The organism is Amycolatopsis alkalitolerans, from assembly GCF_006152065.1.
Taxonomy (GTDB): Bacteria; Actinomycetota; Actinomycetes; order Mycobacteriales; family Pseudonocardiaceae; genus Amycolatopsis_E; species Amycolatopsis_E alkalitolerans.
Genome location: NZ_VDFW01000003.1, coordinates 165,088 through 183,924, shown reverse-complemented (window position 1 = coordinate 183,924; position 18,837 = coordinate 165,088). Strand labels below are relative to the sequence as shown.

Sequence of the window (18,837 nt, the reverse complement as noted above, 5' to 3'; positions counted from 1 at the left end):
CGTGGCGCTGGCTCGGGTCGAACCACAGGCCACCACGGAAAGCACACCGCGTGCGGCCGCGGTGGCCTGGGGGCTGCTGATCCTCAACACGCTGGGCTCGACCGGCGCCCAGACCGTCATCCCGCTGCCGCGGTCGGTGATCCAACTGGTCACGATGGGCGCGCTGGTCATCGCGTTCGCGCTGGCGCTGCTGGCGAATCTGAAGCTGCGCATCCGCCCGAGCGCGTACCTGCTGCTGCTCAGCCTGCTGCTGGTGGTCAGCATCCTGTCGAGCCTGCACCTGGAGTCCGGGCTCGGCGCGCTGTTCCGCTGCTTCCGGCTGGCGATGTTCATCGGCACGCTGTGGTTGCTCACGCGCTGGTGGAACGGCAGCACGAACTTCGTGCGGTTCCACATCAAGGGCTACGCCGTGGTGCTGGTGTCCGTGGCGATCGGGCTCGTGGTCGCGCCGGGCAAGGCATTGCCGGACATCTACGGCGGGCGCCTCACGGGCGCGCTCTGGCCGCTGACCCCGCCGCAGATCGGCCAGTACGCGGCGGTCGTCGCGGGGCTCACGCTCCTGTTGTGGCTGGGCAAGCGCGTCGACCGGCGCAGTGCGCTCATCGTGACGGTCCCGGCGATCGTGCTGCTCATGCTCACCCACACCCGTACCGCGACGATAGGCCTGATCATCGCCCTGCTGGTGGCGCTGTTCTCGTTGTGGCTGACCAATTCCCGGGCGCGGAAGGTGTTCACCTGGTTCGCGCTGGTCGCGGCGGTCGCGGCGATCGCGCTGGGGTCCCTGCTGCAGGCGTGGTTCCTGCGCGGGCAGACCGAGGACAACTTCTCGACGTTGACCGGGCGCGCGAAGGTGTGGGACGCGCTGCTGGAGGCGCCGCGCACGGTGGGCGAAAACCTGTTCGGCGTCGGCCTCGGTGACAAGTCGTACGCCGGGCTGCCGATCGACAACAGCTGGCTCGCGGTGTTCCACGAACAGGGGCTGGTCGGCTGCGCGCTCGTCGCGGCGTTCCTGCTGGTGCTGGCGGGCGTCGCCGCGCTGCGGCCACCTTCGGTCGAACGGGCGTGCGCGATCTTCCTGATCGTGTACTGCGTTTCGGCTTCCTACACCGAGGCCGGGCTCGGCGACGCCTCGCCGTATCTGCTGCATCTGGCGGTGGCGGGCTCGCTGCTCGCCCGTAAGGCGACCGCGTGAAAGTCCTGGTCGTGCACAACCGCTACCGGTCGGAGCAGCCGAGCGGCGAGAACAACGTGGTCGACCAGGAGGTCTCGCTCCTGCACGAGGCCGGGCACGAAGTCGGCCTGTTCGAGCGGCGCAGCGACGACATCGCCTCGATGTCCTTGGTGGGTAGGGTTTCCGTACCCCTGCGGGTGCCGTGGAACGCGGCCGTGCGGACGGAACTGGCCACGCGGCTGCGCGCGGACCGGCCGGATGTCGTGCACATCCACAACACGTTCCCGCTGCTGTCGCCCTCGGTGGTCGCCGCCTGTACGGATGCCGGCGTGCCGGCCGTGGCGACGCTGCACAACTACGGCATGGTCTGCCCGCCCGGCACCCTGTACCGCGACGGGCGGGTGTGCACCTCGTGCGTCGGCGGTCAGCCCCTGCCCGCGGTGCGGCACGGGTGCTATCGGGGCTCGCGCGCGGCGACGGTGCCGATGGCCGTGTCGACCGCGCTGAACCGGGCCCGTTGGTGGACCGGGGTTTCGCGGTTCTTCTGCATCTCCGGCGCGCAGCGGGAGTTGCTCGTGTCGGCGGGGATGCCCGCGGAGAGCCTGGTGGTGAAGCACAACTTCGTCGAGGACCCGCCGGTGCGCCGCGAACTGCCGGGTGAGCATGTGCTCTACCTGGGGCGGATGACCGAAGAGAAGGGCGTCCGGCTGCTGATGACGGCCTGGTCCCGCGCGGAGATGGACATCCCGCTGGTGCTGGCGGGGACCGGTCCGCTTTCGGACGAGGTGTCGGACTGGGCCGCGGGGCGGCGCGACGTGCACTACCTGGGCCTGCGCACGAAGGCCGAATGCCAGGCCCTGCTGGCGCGGGCCTCGGCCGTGGTCGTTCCTTCGGTGTGGCTTGAGGCCTTCGGCCTGGTCGTCGTGGAGGCGATGGCCGCCGGGGTGCCCGCCGTCGCGCCCGCGCACGGCGCCTTCCCCGAACTCATCGAGCCCGAGGCGACTGGCCTGTTGCACGCCCCGGGCGACGCCTCGTCGCTGGCCGCCGCATTGCGCCGGATCGTCGCCCCGGCCTGGAACCGCGAGCTGGGCGAGACGGCACGGGTGCGGTATGAGAAGGACTTCACCCCGTCCGTGGGGCTGGACCGCCTGATCGCAGGCTACGAGGCGGCGATCGGCTGAACTCACTGGTGGACTTGGGGAAGACACGGCCCACAGCAGGCCGCTTGACACAGGGCGCTCACACCAGTTCGACGCGGCAGAAGGCGGTCGCCGCGCGGGCGAGGCGTTTGTCCGAAGTGGTCAGCGTGAGATCTCGCGCCTCCGCGAGAGCGACATAGGCCGCGTCGTAGCCGCCGATGGCTTGCCGTAGCTGCCACATCCGCGGCAACAACCCGTCCAGCGGGACATGCTCGATGCCAAGCCGCGGCAACCGGCCGACGGCACGGGCGGCCAGCGCCTGCTTGATCTTGCCGCCCAACGTCAGCCCCCGGAGCACCGAGAACACCTCGGCCTTCCAATGCTCCGGCGCCGCCCACTCCGGATCCCGGCTCAGGACCGCGCGGGCATTGTGGCCACGCTCGTCGACGTAGACCATCATGCTGGCGAGGACCGAAGCGTCGACGACGATCATGCTCCGCCGGTGCGCTCGGCTCGTGCCCCGGCCAGGATTTCGGCCGCGTCCGGCGCGTCACTTTCCGCACCTCCGCCGGCCGACAGGTCGCCCTCGATCTCGACGACGATCTCCTTGTTCCAGGCGAAGTCCGCCTGGCGTTTGAGCACCCCCAGCAGAAAGGCCTGCAGCGACTGCCCGCGCGCACGAGCTTCCCGAGCCAGGGCTGCCTTCACGTCATCGGGGACGTCCCGAACGGTGAGCACTGCGTTCATGACTTCATTTTGCAGTCATCCTGACTTCATAGTCAAGTCTTCGTGTACGGTGAAACGATGCATCGCCCCCGCGCGACACGACGGGTGTGGTCGAAAAGCCCGCGCCGCCGGCGCTGCCCCGGTCGCTACGCCTGCCGCTCGGCGTGGCCGCGATGGTCGCCGCGCTGGTCGTGCTCGCGCAAGGCCTGTTGTACGCGGGCGAAAGCAGCGGCGAGTTCGTCGCGCCGTGGGACGGGCTGGAGCAGCCGCTGTACGGGATCGCGCTCGTCATCGACTTCCTCGGCGAGCCCCTCGGGGCCGTACTGCTGGTGGCCGCGCTCACCGGCGGATGCTGGCTCGCCGGGCGGCGAAGGTCGGCGGTGCTCGTCCTCGCCGGGACAGGGGTGACGGTCGGCGCCACGGCGCTGCTCAAACCCATCGTCGGCCGCACGATCCACGGCGGGTACCTGTCGTTCCCCAGCGGTCACACCGCGTTCGCGACCACGCTCGCGCTGATCGTCGCCATGGCCGCCGCCGACCGGCTGCGGCTCGGCGGCGCCGCGGGCACGGTGCTCGTCCTGAGCGTCGCGCTTCTGGCCGGGGCCGTGATGGGGTGGACCGAGGTCGCCCTCAGCGCCCACTACCCGACCGACGCCCTCGGCGGCTTCTGCACCGCGCTGGCCGCGGTCCCGCCGACGTCCTGGGCGGTGGACAGGTTCTTCCCCGCCAGGAGGTAAAAAGGAGCGGGTGCGCTACCCGTTCACGCGTACTGGCGGAAAACCGGCTTCACCGGGCGGCCGTCCAGCCAGGCCGACCGGTCACCGGCGTCGAGCGCCTTGCGGTACACGACGCACGCGTTCGCCACCACGTCGATCGTGCGGTCGATGTCCTCATCGGACAGTGCGCTGCTGACGACGAACGACGGCCCGAGCACGCCGCCCGCGATCAGCTGCCGCAGGAACAGCGTCCGGTAAGGCTGCGACGGGCGCAGGTTCTCGTCCAGGGTCACGAAGACCAGGTTGCTCGCCCGGCCGCGCACGAGTAGGTGCTCCCCGACCCCGATGCCCTCGGCCGCCGCGCGCACCCCGTCCGCCAGCCGGTTGCCCAGTGCGTGCAGCCGTGCGGAAATACCTTCCTCGACGTAGGTTTCCATCACGGCCATGGCCGCGGCGAGCGCGTGGGTCTCGGCGCCGTGCGTGGTCGAGAGCAGGAACACACGCTCCCGCGAGTCGCGCAGGCCGCCCTGTTCCATCACGTCGCGCCGCCCGGCCAGTGCCGAGACCGCGAACCCGTTGCCGAGTGCCTTGCCGAACGTGGACAGATCCGGCCGCACCCCGTACAAACCCTGCGCGCCCGCCTCCGACCAGCGGAAACCGGTGATCATCTCGTCGAAGACCAGCAGCGTGCCGTACCGGTGCGCGAGATCGCGCAGACCGGCGAGATACCCCGGCGGAGGGTCGGTGTGCGTCGCCGCCTCGAGGATCACGCACGCGACGTCACGACCGCGCAGGACTTCTTCTGTCGCGGCGAGATTCCCGTACGGGAACTTGACGGTCAGTTCCGAGGTGCGCGGCGGGATTCCCGCGGTCATCGGGGTGGTCCCGATGAACCAGTCGTCCGTGGAGAAGAACGGGTGATCCTGGCATACGGCCACCAGCGTCCGGCCGGTCGCGGCGCGCGCCAGCCGTACCGCTGCCGTCGTGACGTCCGAGCCGTTCTTGGCGAACTTCACCATCTCCGCCGTCGGCACGGTCGCGAGAAACCGTTCCGCCGCTTCGATTTCCCGGTAGCTCGGGCGCACGAAGTTCGCGCCGCGCACCAGTTCCCGCCGCACCGCCTCGATCACCCGCGGATGCGCGTGCCCGAGGCTCACGGACCTGAGCCCCGAGCCGTATTCGATGTACTCGTTCCCGTCGATGTCCCAGACGTGCGCGCCCCTGCCGTGCGAGATGACCGGCGCCATGCCCTCGGGGTACTGGTCGTCACCCTTGGCGTAGGTATGGGCACCACCCGGGATCAGCGAGTGCAGCCGCCGGTTCGCCTCGGCCGAACGTGTCAGCGCGGGCTCCATGAACAATCACCTCGACTTCTCGAACACGGCTGTCAGTGCCGCGAACTGGTGCTTGATCCGCTGCCCTGCCGCCGCGTTGCATTCGGCCAGCGTCGTGCTTATCCCGTCCGACCGGCGTTCCAGCGCGATGAACCGCTCGATCAACTCGTCGACGTCGACGCTCCGTGCGGGCAGGCAGTACTCGCCGAGCCCCATTCCGGCCATCAGTTCCTCGTTCTTCGCCGCGTACCCGACCGAGATCGTGGGTTTGCCCGCCTTCAGCGCGCACAGCACGTTGTGGTACCGGGTCGCCACCACCGAGTCCACGGCGGCCATCTCCCGCATGATCGCGTCCAAAGAGGACGCCGAGGACGCGCTGACCAGCGGCCCGCACTCGGCCAGGATCTCGTCCACCACCGGGCTGTCCACCTGGTCACCGCTGAACAGCCGCACCGGGCGGCCCTGCTCGACCAGCCTGTGCACGAATCCCTTCATACCGTCCACATAGGATCGATAGATCTGCTCGGCGCGCTCGCGCTCGTCGTTCCCGCCGCGGAACGCCATCACGCCTACCCCGACCACGCCGGTACTGTGCCCTGGCGGGGGCGCGGGCAGCGCGAACACGAGATCGGGGTAGACCTCGTCCCGCGAAGTGTCCACACCCATCTCACGCATCGACTCGCGTGAACCCGCATCGCGGTAGGATCGGTAGGCGGCCAGCCGCCCGGCCGACTTCACGATCGTCCGTGTCGCGCGGTGCTCGATCACGTTCGCGCCGACGCTCACCAGCGCGACCTTTGTGCCGAAGAGCCGCCCGGCCAGCGTGAGCAGCAGCAGCGAGTACGGGAAACCCCAGGGTCGCAGGGGAAGCGTCGCTTCGAGCACGCCCATGCCCGGCACGATCACGATGTCCTGCCGGCGGACCCACGCCGCGGTACGCCACACGTCGACGAGCTTTCCCAGCCCCTTCAGGGCGACCGCCCGCACACCCGAAGCGGTCCGGTATTCGCCCGCGTACCAGTTCAGCGCCGTCGCGTCGATGCCGTAGCGCGAGGAAACGATGTCCGGCCCGCCGCAGAAGGCGGTCAGCCGCGCTTCCGGATGCTCGGCACGCAGGAACCGCAGGACGGACTCCAGCGACCCGTCGTTACCGAGATTGCCCGAACCGAGCAACCCGAAAAGCCCGACCCGGATCACGCCACTCTCCCCTCGCGCCCCGGCACCACGGCGTCGATGTCGAATCCCGTGAACTCCACCGGCGGCCGGTCCTCGATGCGCTCGCCCGACCCCGGCCGCGCCCGCGCGGTCAGCCATTCGACCAGGTACCGGTAGCAGTCGCGGCGATCCGCCGGTGACAGCGGCGCTCGCTGGATGGCGCCGGCGAAGCCGAGCACGTACTCCCCGAGCAGCCGCACCATCGGATGCCGGAACCTGTTGGCACGCTTGGGATCGAGGTTCGCGCACCGCTTGCGCATCGTCGGGTTGGCCCGCTCGGCCCGCGTCGGATGGTCCCGCCGGAAGTACAGCAGCTCCGGTACCTGGAAGAACGGCCCCTGGAGGGTGACGGCGGCGACGAACGTGCGATCGGCATGGTGGTAGCTGTTATGCGGTTTGACGCGGCGCAGCACGTCGGACCGGATCACGCCGTAGAAATCGTCCCCGCCGGGTTCCAGCAGCAGGCTGCGGAACCGGGTCGGCGCATGCGGCGAATCGGTCCGGAGCGTGTAGTCGAACGGCTGAGTGACGCGACTGTTCTCGTCGATGATCGCGTTCCAGCTGTGGGCGAGGATCATCTCGGGCCGCTCGTCGAGCGCCTCGACGCACCGCAGCAGCAGGTCGCGGCCGTAGAGATCGTCGTGCGAGGCCCATTTGAACAACTCGCCGCGGGCTTCGTCGAACACGAAGTTGTGATTCGGCGCGGCGCCAATGTTCTGCGGCAGCCGGATATACCGGATGCGCGAGTCCTTGGCCGCGTAGGTGCGGCAGATCTCCTCGGTGCCGTCGGTGGACGCGTTGTCGGAGATGATCAGCTCGAAGTCCTCGAAGCTCTGCCCGAGCAGGGCATCGAGCGACTCCGCCAGATACTCCGCCCCGTTGTAGACGGGGAGGCCCACACTCAACCTCGGGGTCATGACGTCCTCATCTCGTCGGTGGAAAGGGTGTGCTCGCGCATACCGGCGCGTAGCTGTGCCCACCAGATGGCGGAACTTGTGGTGGTGGCGATCGCGACACCCCAGGCGGAGCCGAGCGCCCCGCCGAACACGGCTCCGACGAGCCCTCCGGTCAGATAGAGCACCGATGCGCTGACCTGCACACGGACGCTCCGGCGGGCGAGCCCGAGCGCCCGGAGCCCGGATGCCGCGCCGGTCGAGAAACTGGCCCCCATCACCGAAACCGTGGCCGGCAGGATCAGCGCCTTCGCCATCGGCCACACCGAGCCGAGCAGGTGCACCCCGACGACCTCGGGCAGCGCAAACAGCAGCGCGAGGCCCCAGCAGAGCGCGGCGAGGGCCTGGCCCGTGCCCAGCACGAGGCAGAACAGCGGCAGCCGGCGCGGTGAGCGGCGCAGCACCCGCGCGGCTTCGGCGACCGTCACCAGCGACAGTCCCATGAGGACGGCCTGGAACGGCCCCTCCAGTAACTCCGCCCCGCGTACCGTGCCGACGGCGGCCAGCCCGGCGATCCCGCCGAGCCCGTAGGCCCGCAGTTGCGAAGCGCCGCTGAGGCTGACGTTCTCGACCAGGTACCGCATGCCCAGATCGCGATGGTCCCGCAGCCAGCCGGCGACGCCGGACGGGCGCGGCAGGATGCCGGCCTGGAAGCAGCCGAAGATCGCCGCGACCCCGCCGGAAAGTCCCCATCCCAGCACGAACCCGAGCACACTGCCGTTCTTCGCGGCGAGCAGCATCGCCGGTGCGAGCGCGACGCCCCAGACGACGTCGTTGAGGAACGCCTTGTGTCCCTGCCCCGCGGCGAAGAACGCGAACCGCCATGCGTCCTGCACCATCAGGAACGGCAGCACGAGCCCGAGGCCGACGAACGCGAGCCCGACCTGACCGCCGATCGCGATGCCGGCGAGCACGGACACCACGCCCGTGGCGAGGCCGACCGCGAGCGCCGTCCCGGCAGCGCGTGCGGTGGCTCCCCGCCAGAGATCGGTCGCGACGCCGCTGAAGCGGACCATCAGCGGGTCGGTGCCGAGACCCCGCGAGATGTTGATGACCAGGCCGTAGGTGACCCACGCGAGGCTGAACACCCCGAACGCGGCCGCACCGAGCGAGCGCGCGACGTACAGCCCGACCGCGAAGTTGGTGAGGCTGGACACCGCCTGGTCACCGAGCCCCCAGGTGAGCCGCCCCGCCATGGCGCGCAGCGCCGATCTTCGCCGGTGCTTGCCGCCGCGCGACCGGCCTTCGATAGCCGTCGACATGCCAGACCTTCAGCGTCTCAGCGTGTCGTCGACCCCGGCGCCGTTCTTCAGCCACGCCAGGCGGGTGAAACGCTCGTCGAAGTCTCGCCGGGTCAGCCCGAACTTCTGGTACGCCGCCACGAGTTCGAGCGCGCCCGCCTTCACGGTCCATTCGCAGCCGAATTCGGGAACCGCCTTGCGGAAGCGTGAGAAGTCGACCCGGTACGACCGCGGGTCGGCCCCGGCCTCACCGGTGATCACCAGTCGCGAACCGGGCACCGCCTCAGCCACCTCGCCGGCGATCTCGGCGACCGTCACGTTGTTGCGCTCGGTGCCGATGTTGAACGCCCTGTCGTGCACGGCTTCCCTGGGCGCGACGAGCGCGGCCGCGAACGCGTTCGCGATGTCCCGCGCATGCACCAGGGGCCGCCACGGCGTGCCGTCGGAGAGCACCCGGACCTCCCCGGACAGCACCGCGTGGCCGACGAGGTTGTTCAGCACGATGTCCGCCCGCAGCCGCGGCGAGTACCCGAACGCGGTGGCGTTGCGCAGGTAGACCGGCGTGAAATCGTCGTCGGCGAGCCGGTGTACGTCCTCTTCTACCCGGACCTTCGACTCCGCATACGGCGTGACCGGGCGCAGCGGCGCGTCCTCGCCGACCAGTTCGTCACCACCGGAAGCGCCGTAGACCGAGCAGGTCGAGGCGTAGAGAAAGCGCTTCACCCCGGCGTCGCGGGCCAGCCGGGCGAGCCGGACGGCGGCCCGGTGGTTGATGTCGTAGGTCAGTTCCGGCGCGAGCCCGCCGAGCGGGTCGTTCGACAGCGCGGCCAGATGGATCACCGCGTCGGCCCCGGCGACGTGCTCGAGCGTGATGTCGCGCAGGTCGATCTCGTGGCCCGGCGGGGTTTCCGGGCGCGGTCCGAGCAGGCAGTCCGCGAACAGCCCGGAGTCGAGACCGATCACCTCGTGCCCGGCCCCGGCCAGCACCGGCGCCATCACCGTACCCAGATATCCCTTGTGCCCCGTGAGCAGCACACGCATCGGGGACCCTCCAGTCACGCGGATCTCGCCGCGGCTCGGTCGTTCTCCCACAACGCCCACGGCCGGTCGCCGCGCGCGTAGCCCTCGTCCAGCGCGAAGCGTTCCTTCACGGTGTCGGTGGGCTTCCAGAACCCTCGGTACGGATACGCCAGCAGGCGGCCGCGTTTGGCCAGTTCGCCACAGCCGTCGGCCACCAGATCCCCGTTCGGCGGAATATGGTCGAAGACCTCCTGGCGCAGCGCGAAATACCCGCCGTTCTCCCACAGCGGCATCTCGCTGACCGCGGTGATCGAACCGACCAGCCCGCCCTCATCCATTTCGACGCAGTGGAACGAGGACTGCGGCGGCACGACCATCATCGACGCGCCCGCGTCGGTGCGCTCGAACCGATCGACGATTTCCGGCAGCGGCGCGTCGGTGAGCACGTCGGCGTAGTTGGCCAGGAACATCTCGTCACCGTCGAGGTAGTCCCGCACGCGCCGCAGCCGCTCGCCGATCGGCGACTCGATCCCGGTGTGCACGAACGAAATCGACCAGTCCGAGATATCCGTCGAGAGCAGCTCGGCCTTGCCGCCCCGCAACACGAAGTCGTTGGAGGTCGTCTCCTCGTACTTGAGGAAGAAGTCCTTGATGTGGTGGGCGCCGTAGCCGAGGCACAGGATGAAATCGGTGTGCCCGAAGTGCGCGTAGTAGCGCATCACATGCCAGATCAGCGGCCTCGGCCCGACCATGGCCATCGGCTTCGGCACGTCGGACGGGCTACCGCTGCGCATCCGCATGCCGTATCCCCCGCAGAACAGAACGACCTTCACGACGCCTTCCCCTCGACGATCTCCAGACGCGGTACGGGAAACACCAGCTTCCCGCCCCATTGGTCGACATAGGACAGTTGCTCGGTCAGCTCCGCCCGGAGATTCCAGGGCAGCACGAGCACGTAGTCGGGCCGGTCGGCGGCGATCCGCTCCGGCGGCAGCACCGGGATCCGCGTGCCGGGCGTGAACCGGCCGTGCTTGTACGGGTTGCGGTCGACCGTATAGGCGAGCAGATCCGGCCGGATGCCGCAGTGGTTGAGCAGCGTGTTGCCCTTGCCAGGGGCGCCGTAGCCGACGACGGTCTTACCCTCCTCGGCCGCTGCCACCAGGAACTTCAGCAGGTCATGGCGCACGCGCGTGACCCGCGCGGCGAACTCGGTGTAGCCCGAGAGTTCGTGCAGCCCGGCCGCCTTCTCCGCGGCCAGCACGTCGGCCATCCGCCGCGTCGGTTCGCCCGCGACCTCGGCCGGCCGTGCCCACAGCCGGATCGATCCGCCGTGCGTCGGCAGCAGCTCGACGTCCACAAGGGACAGTCCGCCGCTCGCGAGCGCGCGCCGCGCCGACTCCACCGTGTAGTACTGGAAATGCTCGTGGTAGATGGTGTCGTACTGGTTCTGCTCGATCAGCGTCAGCAGATGCTGTACCTCGATCGAGACCCAGCCGTCGCCGGCGACCATCGCCCGCAGGCCCCTGGTGAAGCCGATGACGTCGGGGATGTGCGCGTACACGTTGTTGGCGACGACGAGGTCCGCCGGGCCGTGCTCGGCGCGAACGGCCTCGCCGGTCTCCGGGTTCAGGAACGCGGTCAGCGTCGGCACTCCCGCCGCACGCGCGGCCTGCCCGACGTTCACCGACGGCTCGACACCGAGACACCTGATCCCCTGTGTCACAACGTGTTTGAGCAGGTACCCGTCGTTGCTGGCGACCTCGACCACGAACGAATCACGGTCGAGCCCGAGCCGGTCGACGGCACCCGCCACGAATCGCCGCGCGTGCTCGACCCACGATTCCGAATAGGACGAAAAATAGGCGTACTCGGTGAACGTTTCTTCCGGTGTGATCAACGGCGGGATCTGCGCCAGCCAGCATCCGGTGCAGACCTGTAAATGCAACGGGTACGTGATCTCCGGCTCGTCCAGCTGGGCGGCGGTGAGGAACCGCTCGCACGGCGGAGTCGCTCCGAGATCGACGACGCTTTCCATGCTCGTCGAACCGCAGAGTCGGCACGTGGTCATCGTCAGTTGGCTCCTAGGCTCGCGAACGCGACGTGCGTATACCCCTGATTCGGGGAGCCCGGGAATGTTGTTACAGCGCGGGAGATCGGATCCCGAAATGAAACCTGACGGCCGCCTTTGCGATGAGGGAAATTATTCGACCGGTCCCGCCGGCATTTCGTTACTTGCGAATCTCCAGCGTGCAGCACTTCGGTCCGCCGCCGGCCTTGCGCAGCTCGGAGATGTCGACGAGGACCGGCTCATAGCCCTGCGCGGCGAGGCGCTCCGCGAGCGCGGTCGCCTCGACGGGCAGCACCACGTTCCGCCCGTCGGACACCCCGTTGAGACCGAAGCATTCCGCGTCCGCGACACCGGCGAGCACGGCGTCCGGGAACAGGCGCGCCAGAACCCGTTGCGAGCCGGCGGAAAAGGCTTGCGGGTAGTACGCGATCCGCGCGGGCGCGGACTCGGTCTCCTCGCTCAGCACGAACAGCGCGGTGTCGAGGTGGTAGTACCGCGGATCCACCAGCCGGAGTGACAGCACAGGCACGCCGAGGATCTCCTGCGCCTCGGCATGCGCCTCCGGATCGGTCCTGAACCCGGTACCCGCCAGGAGGATCCGGCCGGTCCAGGCGAAGTCGCCCTCGGCCTCGTTGATCCGCGACGGCATGATCACGTCGCGGTAGCCGTGTTCGACGAACCAGCGCCGGAAATGCTCGGCCTCGCCCGCGCGCTCGCGCGCCCGGAACCGGGAGCCGAGCACGCGCCCGCCGATCACGGTGCCGGAGTTCGCCGCGAAGACCATGTCGGGCAGGCCGGGCCGCGGCTCGATCTCCTCGACGGTGTGGCCGAGGCGGCGGTAAATGTCGCGCAACCCGGTCCACTGAGCCAGCGCGCGGGCGACATCGACCGGCTGCGACGGATCCATCCAGGGGTTGATCGCGTAGTCGACGGCGAAGTAGCGCGGCGGGCACATGAGATAGCGGCGGGTCAGCGGCACCCGTATGGTCATGATTCAACGTTATGGCTCGATTCAGCATCGATCAATCGCAGCTTCTTGCGCTCGTACCTGCTAAACATTGCGTGTGAACCCGTTGGATCAGCGAATCGTTTCTTGCCTGGTGGCCAATGCGCGGTCCAGCTACGCCGAGATCGGCAAGGTGGTCGGCCTGTCCGCGCCGGCGGTGAAACGGCGGGTCGACCGCTTGCTCGGCAACGGGGTCCTGCGCGGCTTCACCGCGGTCGTCGATCCGGAGGCGCTCGGCTGGGGCACGGAAGCGTTCGTCGAGGTGCACTGCCGCGGCAACGTTTCGCCGGCACGCATCCGCAGCCGGCTCGAACCGCTGCCGGAGGTCGTCGCCGCGTACACCGTGACCGGTGCGGCGGACGCGATCGTGCACCTGCGCGCGGCGGACATCCACCAACTCGAGACGGCACTCGAACGGCTTCGCGGGCTGGAGATCGTCGACCGGACCGTGTCCACCGTCGTCCTGTCGAGGCTCCTGGAGCGCCCGCCGGTGCCGGAAAGCTGACCTTGCTCCCATCCGTCCCATGATGTGGACCTTCAATGGTACTTACGCAGAGTGACCTGACACCTGACTGGAAATCGCCACCCCAGCGCTGGTGCGCCAGGCCGCCCGGCTCTCGCGACAACCCGCGCCACGCGGCTGACCTTGCCTCTTACCGCGCGCTCCGGTTGGGTGAACACTGAACTCGACCCCAGGTGAGGTCGCTGGCATCGCCCCGATTCCGCGGCCGCCTGACCGCCGCCCTGGCCACGATCAACAGCAGAAAGTGACTATTACCCTCAGTAGCAGGTAAGGCGAGTCACACCCCGAGACGGCCACCAAAAACGCAAAGTAAGGTAGAGGTATCGGTGGCCAGTGCGCCCGGCGAAGGACGTCGCGGACACGGCGAGTCGGGAGAGAGGGATTCCCTGACCTATGAGCACGAGTGCCAATGGCAGTGGCGCGTTGTCGGCGACCCGGCAGACCGAGATCTCCAAGCTGGACCGGGTGGTCATCCGGTTCGCGGGCGACTCCGGTGACGGAATGCAGTTGACCGGCGACAGGTTCACCTCGGAGGCGGCGGCGTTCGGGAACGACCTGGCCACGCTGCCGAACTTCCCGGCGGAGATCCGCGCGCCACAGGGCACGATCCCCGGTGTCTCGTCGTTCCAGGTGCACTTCGCCGACTACGACATCCTGACTCCTGGTGACCGCCCGGATGTGCTGGTGGTGATGAACCCGGCCGCGCTCAAGGCGAACCTGGCCGATCTGCCGTCCGGCGGCACGCTGATCATCAACACCGACGAGTTCTCCAAGCGGAACCTGACCAAGGTCGGCTACGACGCGAGCCCGCTCGAGGACGAGTCCCTGTCGGGGTATGTCGTGCACCGGGTGGCCATGTCGACGCTGACGCAGGGTGCGCTCGCGGATACCGGCCTTGGCAAGAAGGACGCCGAACGCTGCAAGAACATGTTCGCGCTCGGGCTGCTGTCGTGGATGTACCACCGGCCCACCCAGGGCACGGAATCGTTCCTGCGCGTGAAGTTCGCGAAGAAGCCGGAGATCGCCGAGGCGAACATCCTGGCCTTCCGCGCGGGCTGGAACTACGGCGAGACCACGGAATCCTTCGCCGCCACCTTCGAGGTGCCGCCCGCCAAGCTTCCGGCCGGCACGTACCGGCAGATCACCGGGAACACCGCGCTCGCCTACGGCATCGTCGCGGCGGGCCAGCAGGCCGGGCTGCCGGTGCTGCTCGGCACATACCCGATCACCCCGGCCTCGGACATCCTGCACGAGTTGTCCAAACACAAGAACTTCGGCGTGCTCACCTTCCAGGCCGAGGATGAGATCGCCGGGGTCGGCGCCGCGCTCGGCGCGTCCTACGGCGGCGCGCTGGGGGTCACCTCCACCTCCGGGCCGGGGATCGCGCTGAAATCCGAGACGATCGGGCTCGGCGTGATGCTCGAACTGCCGCTGATCGTGATCGACGTGCAGCGCGGCGGCCCCTCGACCGGCCTGCCGACGAAGACCGAGCAGGCGGACCTGCTGCAGGCGATGTTCGGGCGTAACAGCGAATCCCCCGTGGCGATCGTCGCGCCGCAGTCCCCGGCCGACTGCTTCGACGCCGCCTTGGAGGCCACCCGCATCGCGCTCACCTACCGCACGCCGGTGCTGATCCTCTCCGACGGCGCGAACGCCAACGGCTCCGAACCGTGGCTGGTCCCGGACGTGTCCGCGTTGCCGGACCTGCGGGTCCAGTTCGCCTCGAAGCCGAACGCGGCGGACGGGTCCGGCGAGTTCTGGCCGTACGTGCGTGACCCGGAAACCCTGGCGCGCGAGTGGGCGATCCCGGGCACCCCCGATCTGCAACATCGCATCGGCGGGCTGGAGAAGGCCGACGGCAAGGGCAACATCTCCTACGACCCGGACAATCACGACCATATGGTCCGGCTGCGGCAACGCAAGATCGACGGGATCAAGGTCCCGGATCTCGTCGTCGAGGATCCCAGCGGCGGTCAGGCCCGCGTGCTGGCGCTGGGCTGGGGCTCCTCCTACGGCCCGATCGGCGCCGCCTGCCGCCGCGTGCGCAACGAGGGAATGCCGATCGCGCAGGCACATCTGCGTCACCTCAACCCGTTCCCGCCCAACCTCGGGGCGGTCCTGGCCGCCTACGACAAGGTCGTGGTGCCCGAGATGAACCTCGGGCAACTAGCCCTGCTGCTGCGTGCGAAGTACCTCGTCGACGTCCACTCCTATACGAAGGTCGCCGGCCTGCCGTTCAAGGCCGAGGAACTCCAGCACGTCTTCACCGACATCATCAAAGGAGCGCTGACCCGATGACCGCCACGGATCTCGGTCTCCCCCAGCTCAGTGGTCTGGACCTCGTCCCGGCCACCGGGGAGACCCAGAAGGCGAAGGACTACAAGTCCGATCAGGAAGTGCGCTGGTGTCCCGGCTGCGGCGACTACGTCGTGCTCAACACGGTGCAGTCCTTCCTGCCCAAACTGGGCTTGAAGCGCGAGAACATCGTCTTCGTCTCCGGCATCGGCTGCTCGTCGCGGTTCCCCTACTACCTCAACACCTACGGGATGCACTCGATCCACGGCCGTGCCCCCGCGATCGCCACCGGCCTGGCCACCACCCGGCCGGATCTGAGCGTGTGGGTCGTGACCGGTGACGGTGACGCGCTGTCCATCGGCGGTAACCACCTCATCCACGCGCTGCGCCGCAACGTGAACCTCAAGATCCTGCTGTTCAACAACCGGATCTACGGGCTCACCAAGGGCCAGTACTCGCCCACCAGCGAGCCCGGCAAGGTCACCAAGTCCACGCCGATGGGTTCGGTGGACACCCCGTTCAACCCCATCTCGCTCGCTCTGGGCGCCGAAGCCACCTTCGTCGCCCGCGCGCTGGACTCCGACAAGGCCGGGCTCACCGAGGTCCTGACCGCGGCAGCGCAGCACCGCGGCTCCGCGGTCGTGGAGATCTACCAGAACTGCCCGATCTTCAACGACGGCGCCTTCGACGTGCTCAAGGACGCCGACGAAGCCGCCGAGCGGCTCATCCCGCTTCGTGCGGGCGAGCCGATCCGCTTCGGCCCCGAAGGCGAGTACGGCGTCACCACCACCGGCTGGGGCGGTTTCGAGATCGGCAAGGTCTCCGAAATCGGCGAGGACAACCTGGTCGTCCACGATCCGACGATCACCGACACGGCCTACGCCTTCGCGTTGAGCCGCCTCGGCGACCAGAACCTCAACCACACCCCGACCGGCGTCTTCCGCCAGATCACCCGCCCGACCTACGACGACCTCGCCCGCACACAGGTCGAGGACGCCCGGTCGGCCAAGCCCGCGAACCTGCAGGCCCTGCTGACCGGCAAGGACGCCTGGACGGTCGCCTGACTCAGGACAGCGGCCGGAAGCCCACCCGCTCGGCGTCGGCGATCGAGCGGAACCAGACCTCGGCGATCATCCGGCCGAACTGGGTGGAATCCTCGGTGCAGTAACGCAGTGCGGTCACACTCGCTTTGACGGTGTAGTCGTCCGACGGGCGCCCGCCGCCGGGCCGCGGCATCGCCGAACCGGGGCCGAACGGCCCGGGCGGGATGGCGCCGCCCGGCGTGTGCATACGCGCGGGCGGCGGAGTGGGCGCGGGTTCGGGAGCGGCGTGCGCGCCTTCGGAATTCGGGCGAACGGCGGGTTCGAACAGCGAACCGCTGTGCCCCCCTTCGTCCGAAACCGGCTCCCGGCGCTCGATCGACCGCATCGAAGGTTGCGGGGGCTCGAAACTGCTGGGCGGGGTGGCACGCGGCTGGCGCTTGGGCAGGATCGCGGTCGACTCAGCAGCCTTCTCCGCGTCCACGGCCGACTCGGGCTCGCCGCCGCCGAACGCGTACGCGGGCGGCTCCTTATCGACCGCGGCGTGCGAGCCGTAGCTCTGCTCCGGCTCGGCATCGGGATCGAACAGCGACGCGTGTTTGGGCTCCGGTTCCGACACGAACAGGGCGCCACGGCGCTCGGCGTCGGTCTCGGCGCCGAACAGCGAGCCGGGCTCCGGCTCCGCCTGGAACGACCTGAAGATCGACGTCTTCTCGGCTTCCGGCTCGTCTACGGGCTCGGGCTCGGGCTCGGGCTCCCACTCGCCCGCGCTGCCGCTCTCCTGCCAACTCGGCTCCGGCTCGGGCTCGGGCTCGGAGGTGACGGGCTGTACATATTCGGTGACCGGAGCAGGCTCCGGTTCGGGGGCGCGGGGCACCGGCTCGGGTTCGAGGGCGCGCGCCGCCGCGGCGTTCATGGACTGACGTTCCGACGCGGCGGCCTGCGCCGCCTGGAGCCGCCGCTCGAGAGCACGGCTTCTGGCCTGGGCCGGCCGGACGAGCAGCACCCAGGTCAGCAGTACGCCGACCAGAAAGGCCGCGATACTCCACAGCCACACCTGCCCGAAGATGGACATCCGAGCTGTCCTTTCGTTTCCACCGCACCACTTACCACTGTCAGTGACAGGAGAGCGGCGCGGTCATGACGCGGCGGAGTCAGATCAGCGGGTCCGGGCGACCAGGTAGTCCGCGACCGACTCGCACGCGTCGCGCGCGGCCGAAGCGGGCAACGCGGACAACTCCACCCTCGCCCGACGAGCGTAGTCCGACAGTGTGTCCATGGCGCGGCCCAGGCCGGTCGAGGCACGGAGGAGGTCCAGGGCCTCTTCGACCAGCTCGTCCTCGGCGATCGGCCCGGTCAAGAGCTCCCGCAGCCTGGGGTCGGTCTCCGGATCGCCGAGCGCGAACAGCATGGGCAGCGTGCGCACGCCCTCCCGCAGATCCGTGCCCGGCGTCTTGCCGGACTCGTGCGAGGGCGACGCGATGTCGATGATGTCGTCGGAGATCTGGAACGCGGTGCCGATGATGTCGCCGAACCGGGTCAGCGCCTCGACGTGCTCGGGCTCCGCGCCCGACACCATCCCCCCGAACCGGCCCGACGTCGCGATGAGAGAACCGGTCTTCTGCGCGACCACACTCAGGTAGTGCTCGACCGGATCCTCGTCGGCGGCCGGCCCGACGGTCTCCCGCATCTGGCCCGTGACCAGTTCGCCGAAGGTCTCGGCGATGATCCGTGCCGCGTCGGTGCCGAGGTAGGAGACGAGGCGGGAGGCGTGCGCGAACAGGAAGTCCCCGGTCAGGATCGCGACCGTGTTGTCCCAGCGCGCGTTCACGCTCTCCGCCCCGCGGCGCATCGTGGCCTCGTCCATGACGTCGTCGTGGTACAGCGTGGCCAGGTGCACCAGCTCGACCGCGGCGGCGGCGGTCACGACCCCCTCGTGGTTACCCTTGCCGAACTCGGCCGCGAGCAGCGTGAACATCGGACGAAAACGCTTGCCGCCCGCCTCGACCAGGTGAGACGCGGCCTCGTGTACGGCCTTCACGTCGCTGCGGGCTGTCTCGCGCAAGACGTTCTCGACATCGGCGAGCCCGGCGGCGAGCGTGCGCAGCAGTTGCTCATCGGCGATCCGCAGGCCCACGCTCACGCGCAGATCCTCGATGGTGCCACTCTGAACCGACACGTTCCCCTGCCTTCTCGCACGTCGTCACCGGTCTTCACCAGCGTAATAGCAAGCCAGGACGGCCTGGAGAGCCGCTGGGCAAGGCACCGGGTGACGAACACGACAACCCGGCACCCACCATCGGGCGAGGAACCGGCCAGTGCACCCGGTGCGAGATTAACGTACCGCCTGTGACCAGCAGGAACAGGCAGAACACCATCGTCGCGGCGAT

18 protein-coding genes are annotated in these 18,837 nt (G+C 69.1%); 6 read left to right on the top strand and 12 right to left on the bottom strand.

Annotated elements, in window-relative coordinates; genetic code table 11:
- Nucleotide 1: 1 nt before the first annotated feature.
- The gene (locus FG385_RS04980; protein WP_407645455.1) at nt 2-1,192 is read left to right on the top strand and encodes an O-antigen ligase family protein; all 1,191 of its coding nucleotides are present in this window, start codon (nt 2-4) and stop codon (nt 1,190-1,192) included.
- Entirely contained in the window at nt 1,189-2,352 is a 1,164-nt protein-coding gene (locus FG385_RS04975; RefSeq protein WP_139095392.1) for a glycosyltransferase, read from the top strand. Before FG385_RS04980 ends, FG385_RS04975 begins: the two co-directional genes overlap by 4 nt.
- A 58-nt stretch (nt 2,353-2,410) precedes the next feature.
- On the opposite strand, the gene FG385_RS04970 is transcribed toward FG385_RS04975, so the two are convergent.
- Together FG385_RS04970 and FG385_RS04965 are read right to left on the bottom strand one after the other, a co-directional pair.
- On the bottom strand, nt 2,411-2,803 hold the full coding sequence (locus FG385_RS04970) for a type II toxin-antitoxin system VapC family toxin (protein WP_139095391.1): 393 nt from the start codon (nt 2,801-2,803) through the stop codon (nt 2,411-2,413).
- Nucleotides 2,800-3,057, bottom strand: coding sequence for a FitA-like ribbon-helix-helix domain-containing protein (locus FG385_RS04965; RefSeq protein WP_139095390.1), 258 nt, complete (start codon nt 3,055-3,057; stop codon nt 2,800-2,802). Before FG385_RS04965 ends, FG385_RS04970 begins: the two co-directional genes overlap by 4 nt.
- Before the next feature lie 86 nt (nt 3,058-3,143).
- Here FG385_RS04965 and FG385_RS04960 point away from each other — a divergent pair, with 86 nt between their 5' ends.
- Nucleotides 3,144-3,773: a phosphatase PAP2 family protein gene (locus tag FG385_RS04960; RefSeq protein WP_235022392.1), complete on the top strand. Its 630-nt coding sequence runs from the start codon at nt 3,144-3,146 to the stop codon at nt 3,771-3,773.
- 23 nt (nt 3,774-3,796) lie between these two features.
- On the opposite strand, the gene FG385_RS04955 is transcribed toward FG385_RS04960, so the two are convergent.
- The 8 genes from FG385_RS04955 to ddaH all read right to left on the bottom strand — a co-directional run bounded on the left by FG385_RS04955 (nt 3,797) and on the right by ddaH (nt 12,574).
- Nucleotides 3,797-5,107 (bottom strand): glutamate-1-semialdehyde 2,1-aminomutase, encoded by a 1,311-nt coding sequence (locus FG385_RS04955; protein ID WP_139095389.1) that lies wholly within the window; start codon nt 5,105-5,107, stop codon nt 3,797-3,799.
- A gap of 6 nt (nt 5,108-5,113) precedes the next feature.
- Nucleotides 5,114-6,283 carry a polysaccharide pyruvyl transferase family protein gene (locus FG385_RS04950; protein WP_200834320.1) on the bottom strand — a complete coding sequence of 390 codons (1,170 nt, stop codon included), beginning with the start codon at nt 6,281-6,283 and terminating at the stop codon, nt 5,114-5,116.
- Complete coding sequence (locus tag FG385_RS04945) at nt 6,280-7,218, bottom strand: glycosyltransferase family 2 protein (RefSeq protein ID WP_139095387.1); 939 nt, start codon at nt 7,216-7,218, stop codon at nt 6,280-6,282. The genes FG385_RS04950 and FG385_RS04945 overlap by 4 nt, the downstream gene beginning before the upstream one ends.
- The gene (locus FG385_RS04940; protein ID WP_139095386.1) at nt 7,215-8,516 is read right to left on the bottom strand and encodes an MATE family efflux transporter; all 1,302 of its coding nucleotides are present in this window, start codon (nt 8,514-8,516) and stop codon (nt 7,215-7,217) included. Before FG385_RS04940 ends, FG385_RS04945 begins: the two co-directional genes overlap by 4 nt.
- Nucleotides 8,517-8,525: 9 nt before the next feature.
- The gene (locus FG385_RS04935; protein ID WP_139095385.1) at nt 8,526-9,536 is read right to left on the bottom strand and encodes an NAD-dependent epimerase/dehydratase family protein; all 1,011 of its coding nucleotides are present in this window, start codon (nt 9,534-9,536) and stop codon (nt 8,526-8,528) included.
- A gap of 14 nt (nt 9,537-9,550) precedes the next feature.
- Nucleotides 9,551-10,348 (bottom strand): glycosyltransferase family protein, encoded by a 798-nt coding sequence (locus FG385_RS04930; protein ID WP_139095384.1) that lies wholly within the window; start codon nt 10,346-10,348, stop codon nt 9,551-9,553.
- Nucleotides 10,345-11,583, bottom strand: coding sequence for a class I SAM-dependent methyltransferase (locus FG385_RS04925; RefSeq protein ID WP_139095383.1), 1,239 nt, complete (start codon nt 11,581-11,583; stop codon nt 10,345-10,347). The genes FG385_RS04930 and FG385_RS04925 overlap by 4 nt, the downstream gene beginning before the upstream one ends.
- 160 nt (nt 11,584-11,743) lie before the next feature.
- The gene (gene ddaH / locus FG385_RS04920) at nt 11,744-12,574 is read right to left on the bottom strand and encodes a dimethylargininase (protein WP_235022391.1); all 831 of its coding nucleotides are present in this window, start codon (nt 12,572-12,574) and stop codon (nt 11,744-11,746) included.
- A 73-nt stretch (nt 12,575-12,647) separates the two neighbouring features.
- Between ddaH and FG385_RS04915 the strand changes: the two genes are divergently transcribed.
- The 3 genes from FG385_RS04915 (at nt 12,648) to FG385_RS04905 (ending at nt 16,471) form a co-directional block, all read left to right on the top strand.
- Nucleotides 12,648-13,094: an Lrp/AsnC family transcriptional regulator gene (locus FG385_RS04915; RefSeq protein WP_139095382.1), complete on the top strand. Its 447-nt coding sequence runs from the start codon at nt 12,648-12,650 to the stop codon at nt 13,092-13,094.
- Nucleotides 13,095-13,505: 411 nt separating this feature from the next.
- The gene (locus FG385_RS04910) at nt 13,506-15,410 is read left to right on the top strand and encodes a 2-oxoacid:acceptor oxidoreductase subunit alpha (RefSeq protein ID WP_139095381.1); all 1,905 of its coding nucleotides are present in this window, start codon (nt 13,506-13,508) and stop codon (nt 15,408-15,410) included.
- On the top strand, nt 15,407-16,471 hold the full coding sequence (locus FG385_RS04905; protein WP_139095380.1) for a 2-oxoacid:ferredoxin oxidoreductase subunit beta: 1,065 nt from the start codon (nt 15,407-15,409) through the stop codon (nt 16,469-16,471). Before FG385_RS04910 ends, FG385_RS04905 begins: the two co-directional genes overlap by 4 nt.
- Nucleotide 16,472: 1 nt before the next feature.
- On the opposite strand, the gene FG385_RS33775 is transcribed toward FG385_RS04905, so the two are convergent.
- Together FG385_RS33775 and FG385_RS04890 are read right to left on the bottom strand one after the other, a co-directional pair.
- Nucleotides 16,473-17,522 carry a sunset domain-containing protein gene (locus FG385_RS33775; protein ID WP_160148729.1) on the bottom strand — a complete coding sequence of 350 codons (1,050 nt, stop codon included), beginning with the start codon at nt 17,520-17,522 and terminating at the stop codon, nt 16,473-16,475.
- A gap of 84 nt (nt 17,523-17,606) precedes the next feature.
- Nucleotides 17,607-18,626, bottom strand: coding sequence for a polyprenyl synthetase family protein (locus FG385_RS04890; RefSeq protein WP_139095378.1), 1,020 nt, complete (start codon nt 18,624-18,626; stop codon nt 17,607-17,609).
- Nucleotides 18,627-18,837: the final 211 nt, after the last annotated feature.

What these genes read in the sequence shown, in the direction of transcription:
- FG385_RS04940 (WP_139095386.1), bottom strand. Translation starts at nt 8,516, where the DNA reads ATGTCGACGGCTATCGAAGGCCGGTCGCGCGGCGGCAAGCACCGGCGA.
- FG385_RS04925 (WP_139095383.1), bottom strand. Translation starts at nt 11,583, where the DNA reads ATGACCACGTGCCGACTCTGCGGTTCGACGAGCATGGAAAGCGTCGTC.
- ddaH (WP_235022391.1), bottom strand. Translation starts at nt 12,574, where the DNA reads ATGACCATACGGGTGCCGCTGACCCGCCGCTATCTCATGTGCCCGCCG.
- FG385_RS33775 (WP_160148729.1), bottom strand. Translation starts at nt 17,522, where the DNA reads ATGTCCATCTTCGGGCAGGTGTGGCTGTGGAGTATCGCGGCCTTTCTG.
- FG385_RS04910 (WP_139095381.1), top strand. Translation starts at nt 13,506, where the DNA reads ATGAGCACGAGTGCCAATGGCAGTGGCGCGTTGTCGGCGACCCGGCAG.
- FG385_RS04905 (WP_139095380.1), top strand. Translation starts at nt 15,407, where the DNA reads ATGACCGCCACGGATCTCGGTCTCCCCCAGCTCAGTGGTCTGGACCTC.
- FG385_RS04955 (WP_139095389.1), bottom strand. Translation starts at nt 5,107, where the DNA reads ATGGAGCCCGCGCTGACACGTTCGGCCGAGGCGAACCGGCGGCTGCAC.
- FG385_RS04970 (WP_139095391.1), bottom strand. Translation starts at nt 2,803, where the DNA reads ATGATCGTCGTCGACGCTTCGGTCCTCGCCAGCATGATGGTCTACGTC.
- FG385_RS04935 (WP_139095385.1), bottom strand. Translation starts at nt 9,536, where the DNA reads ATGCGTGTGCTGCTCACGGGGCACAAGGGATATCTGGGTACGGTGATG.
- FG385_RS04945 (WP_139095387.1), bottom strand. Translation starts at nt 7,218, where the DNA reads ATGACCCCGAGGTTGAGTGTGGGCCTCCCCGTCTACAACGGGGCGGAG.
- FG385_RS04965 (WP_139095390.1), bottom strand. Translation starts at nt 3,057, where the DNA reads ATGAACGCAGTGCTCACCGTTCGGGACGTCCCCGATGACGTGAAGGCA.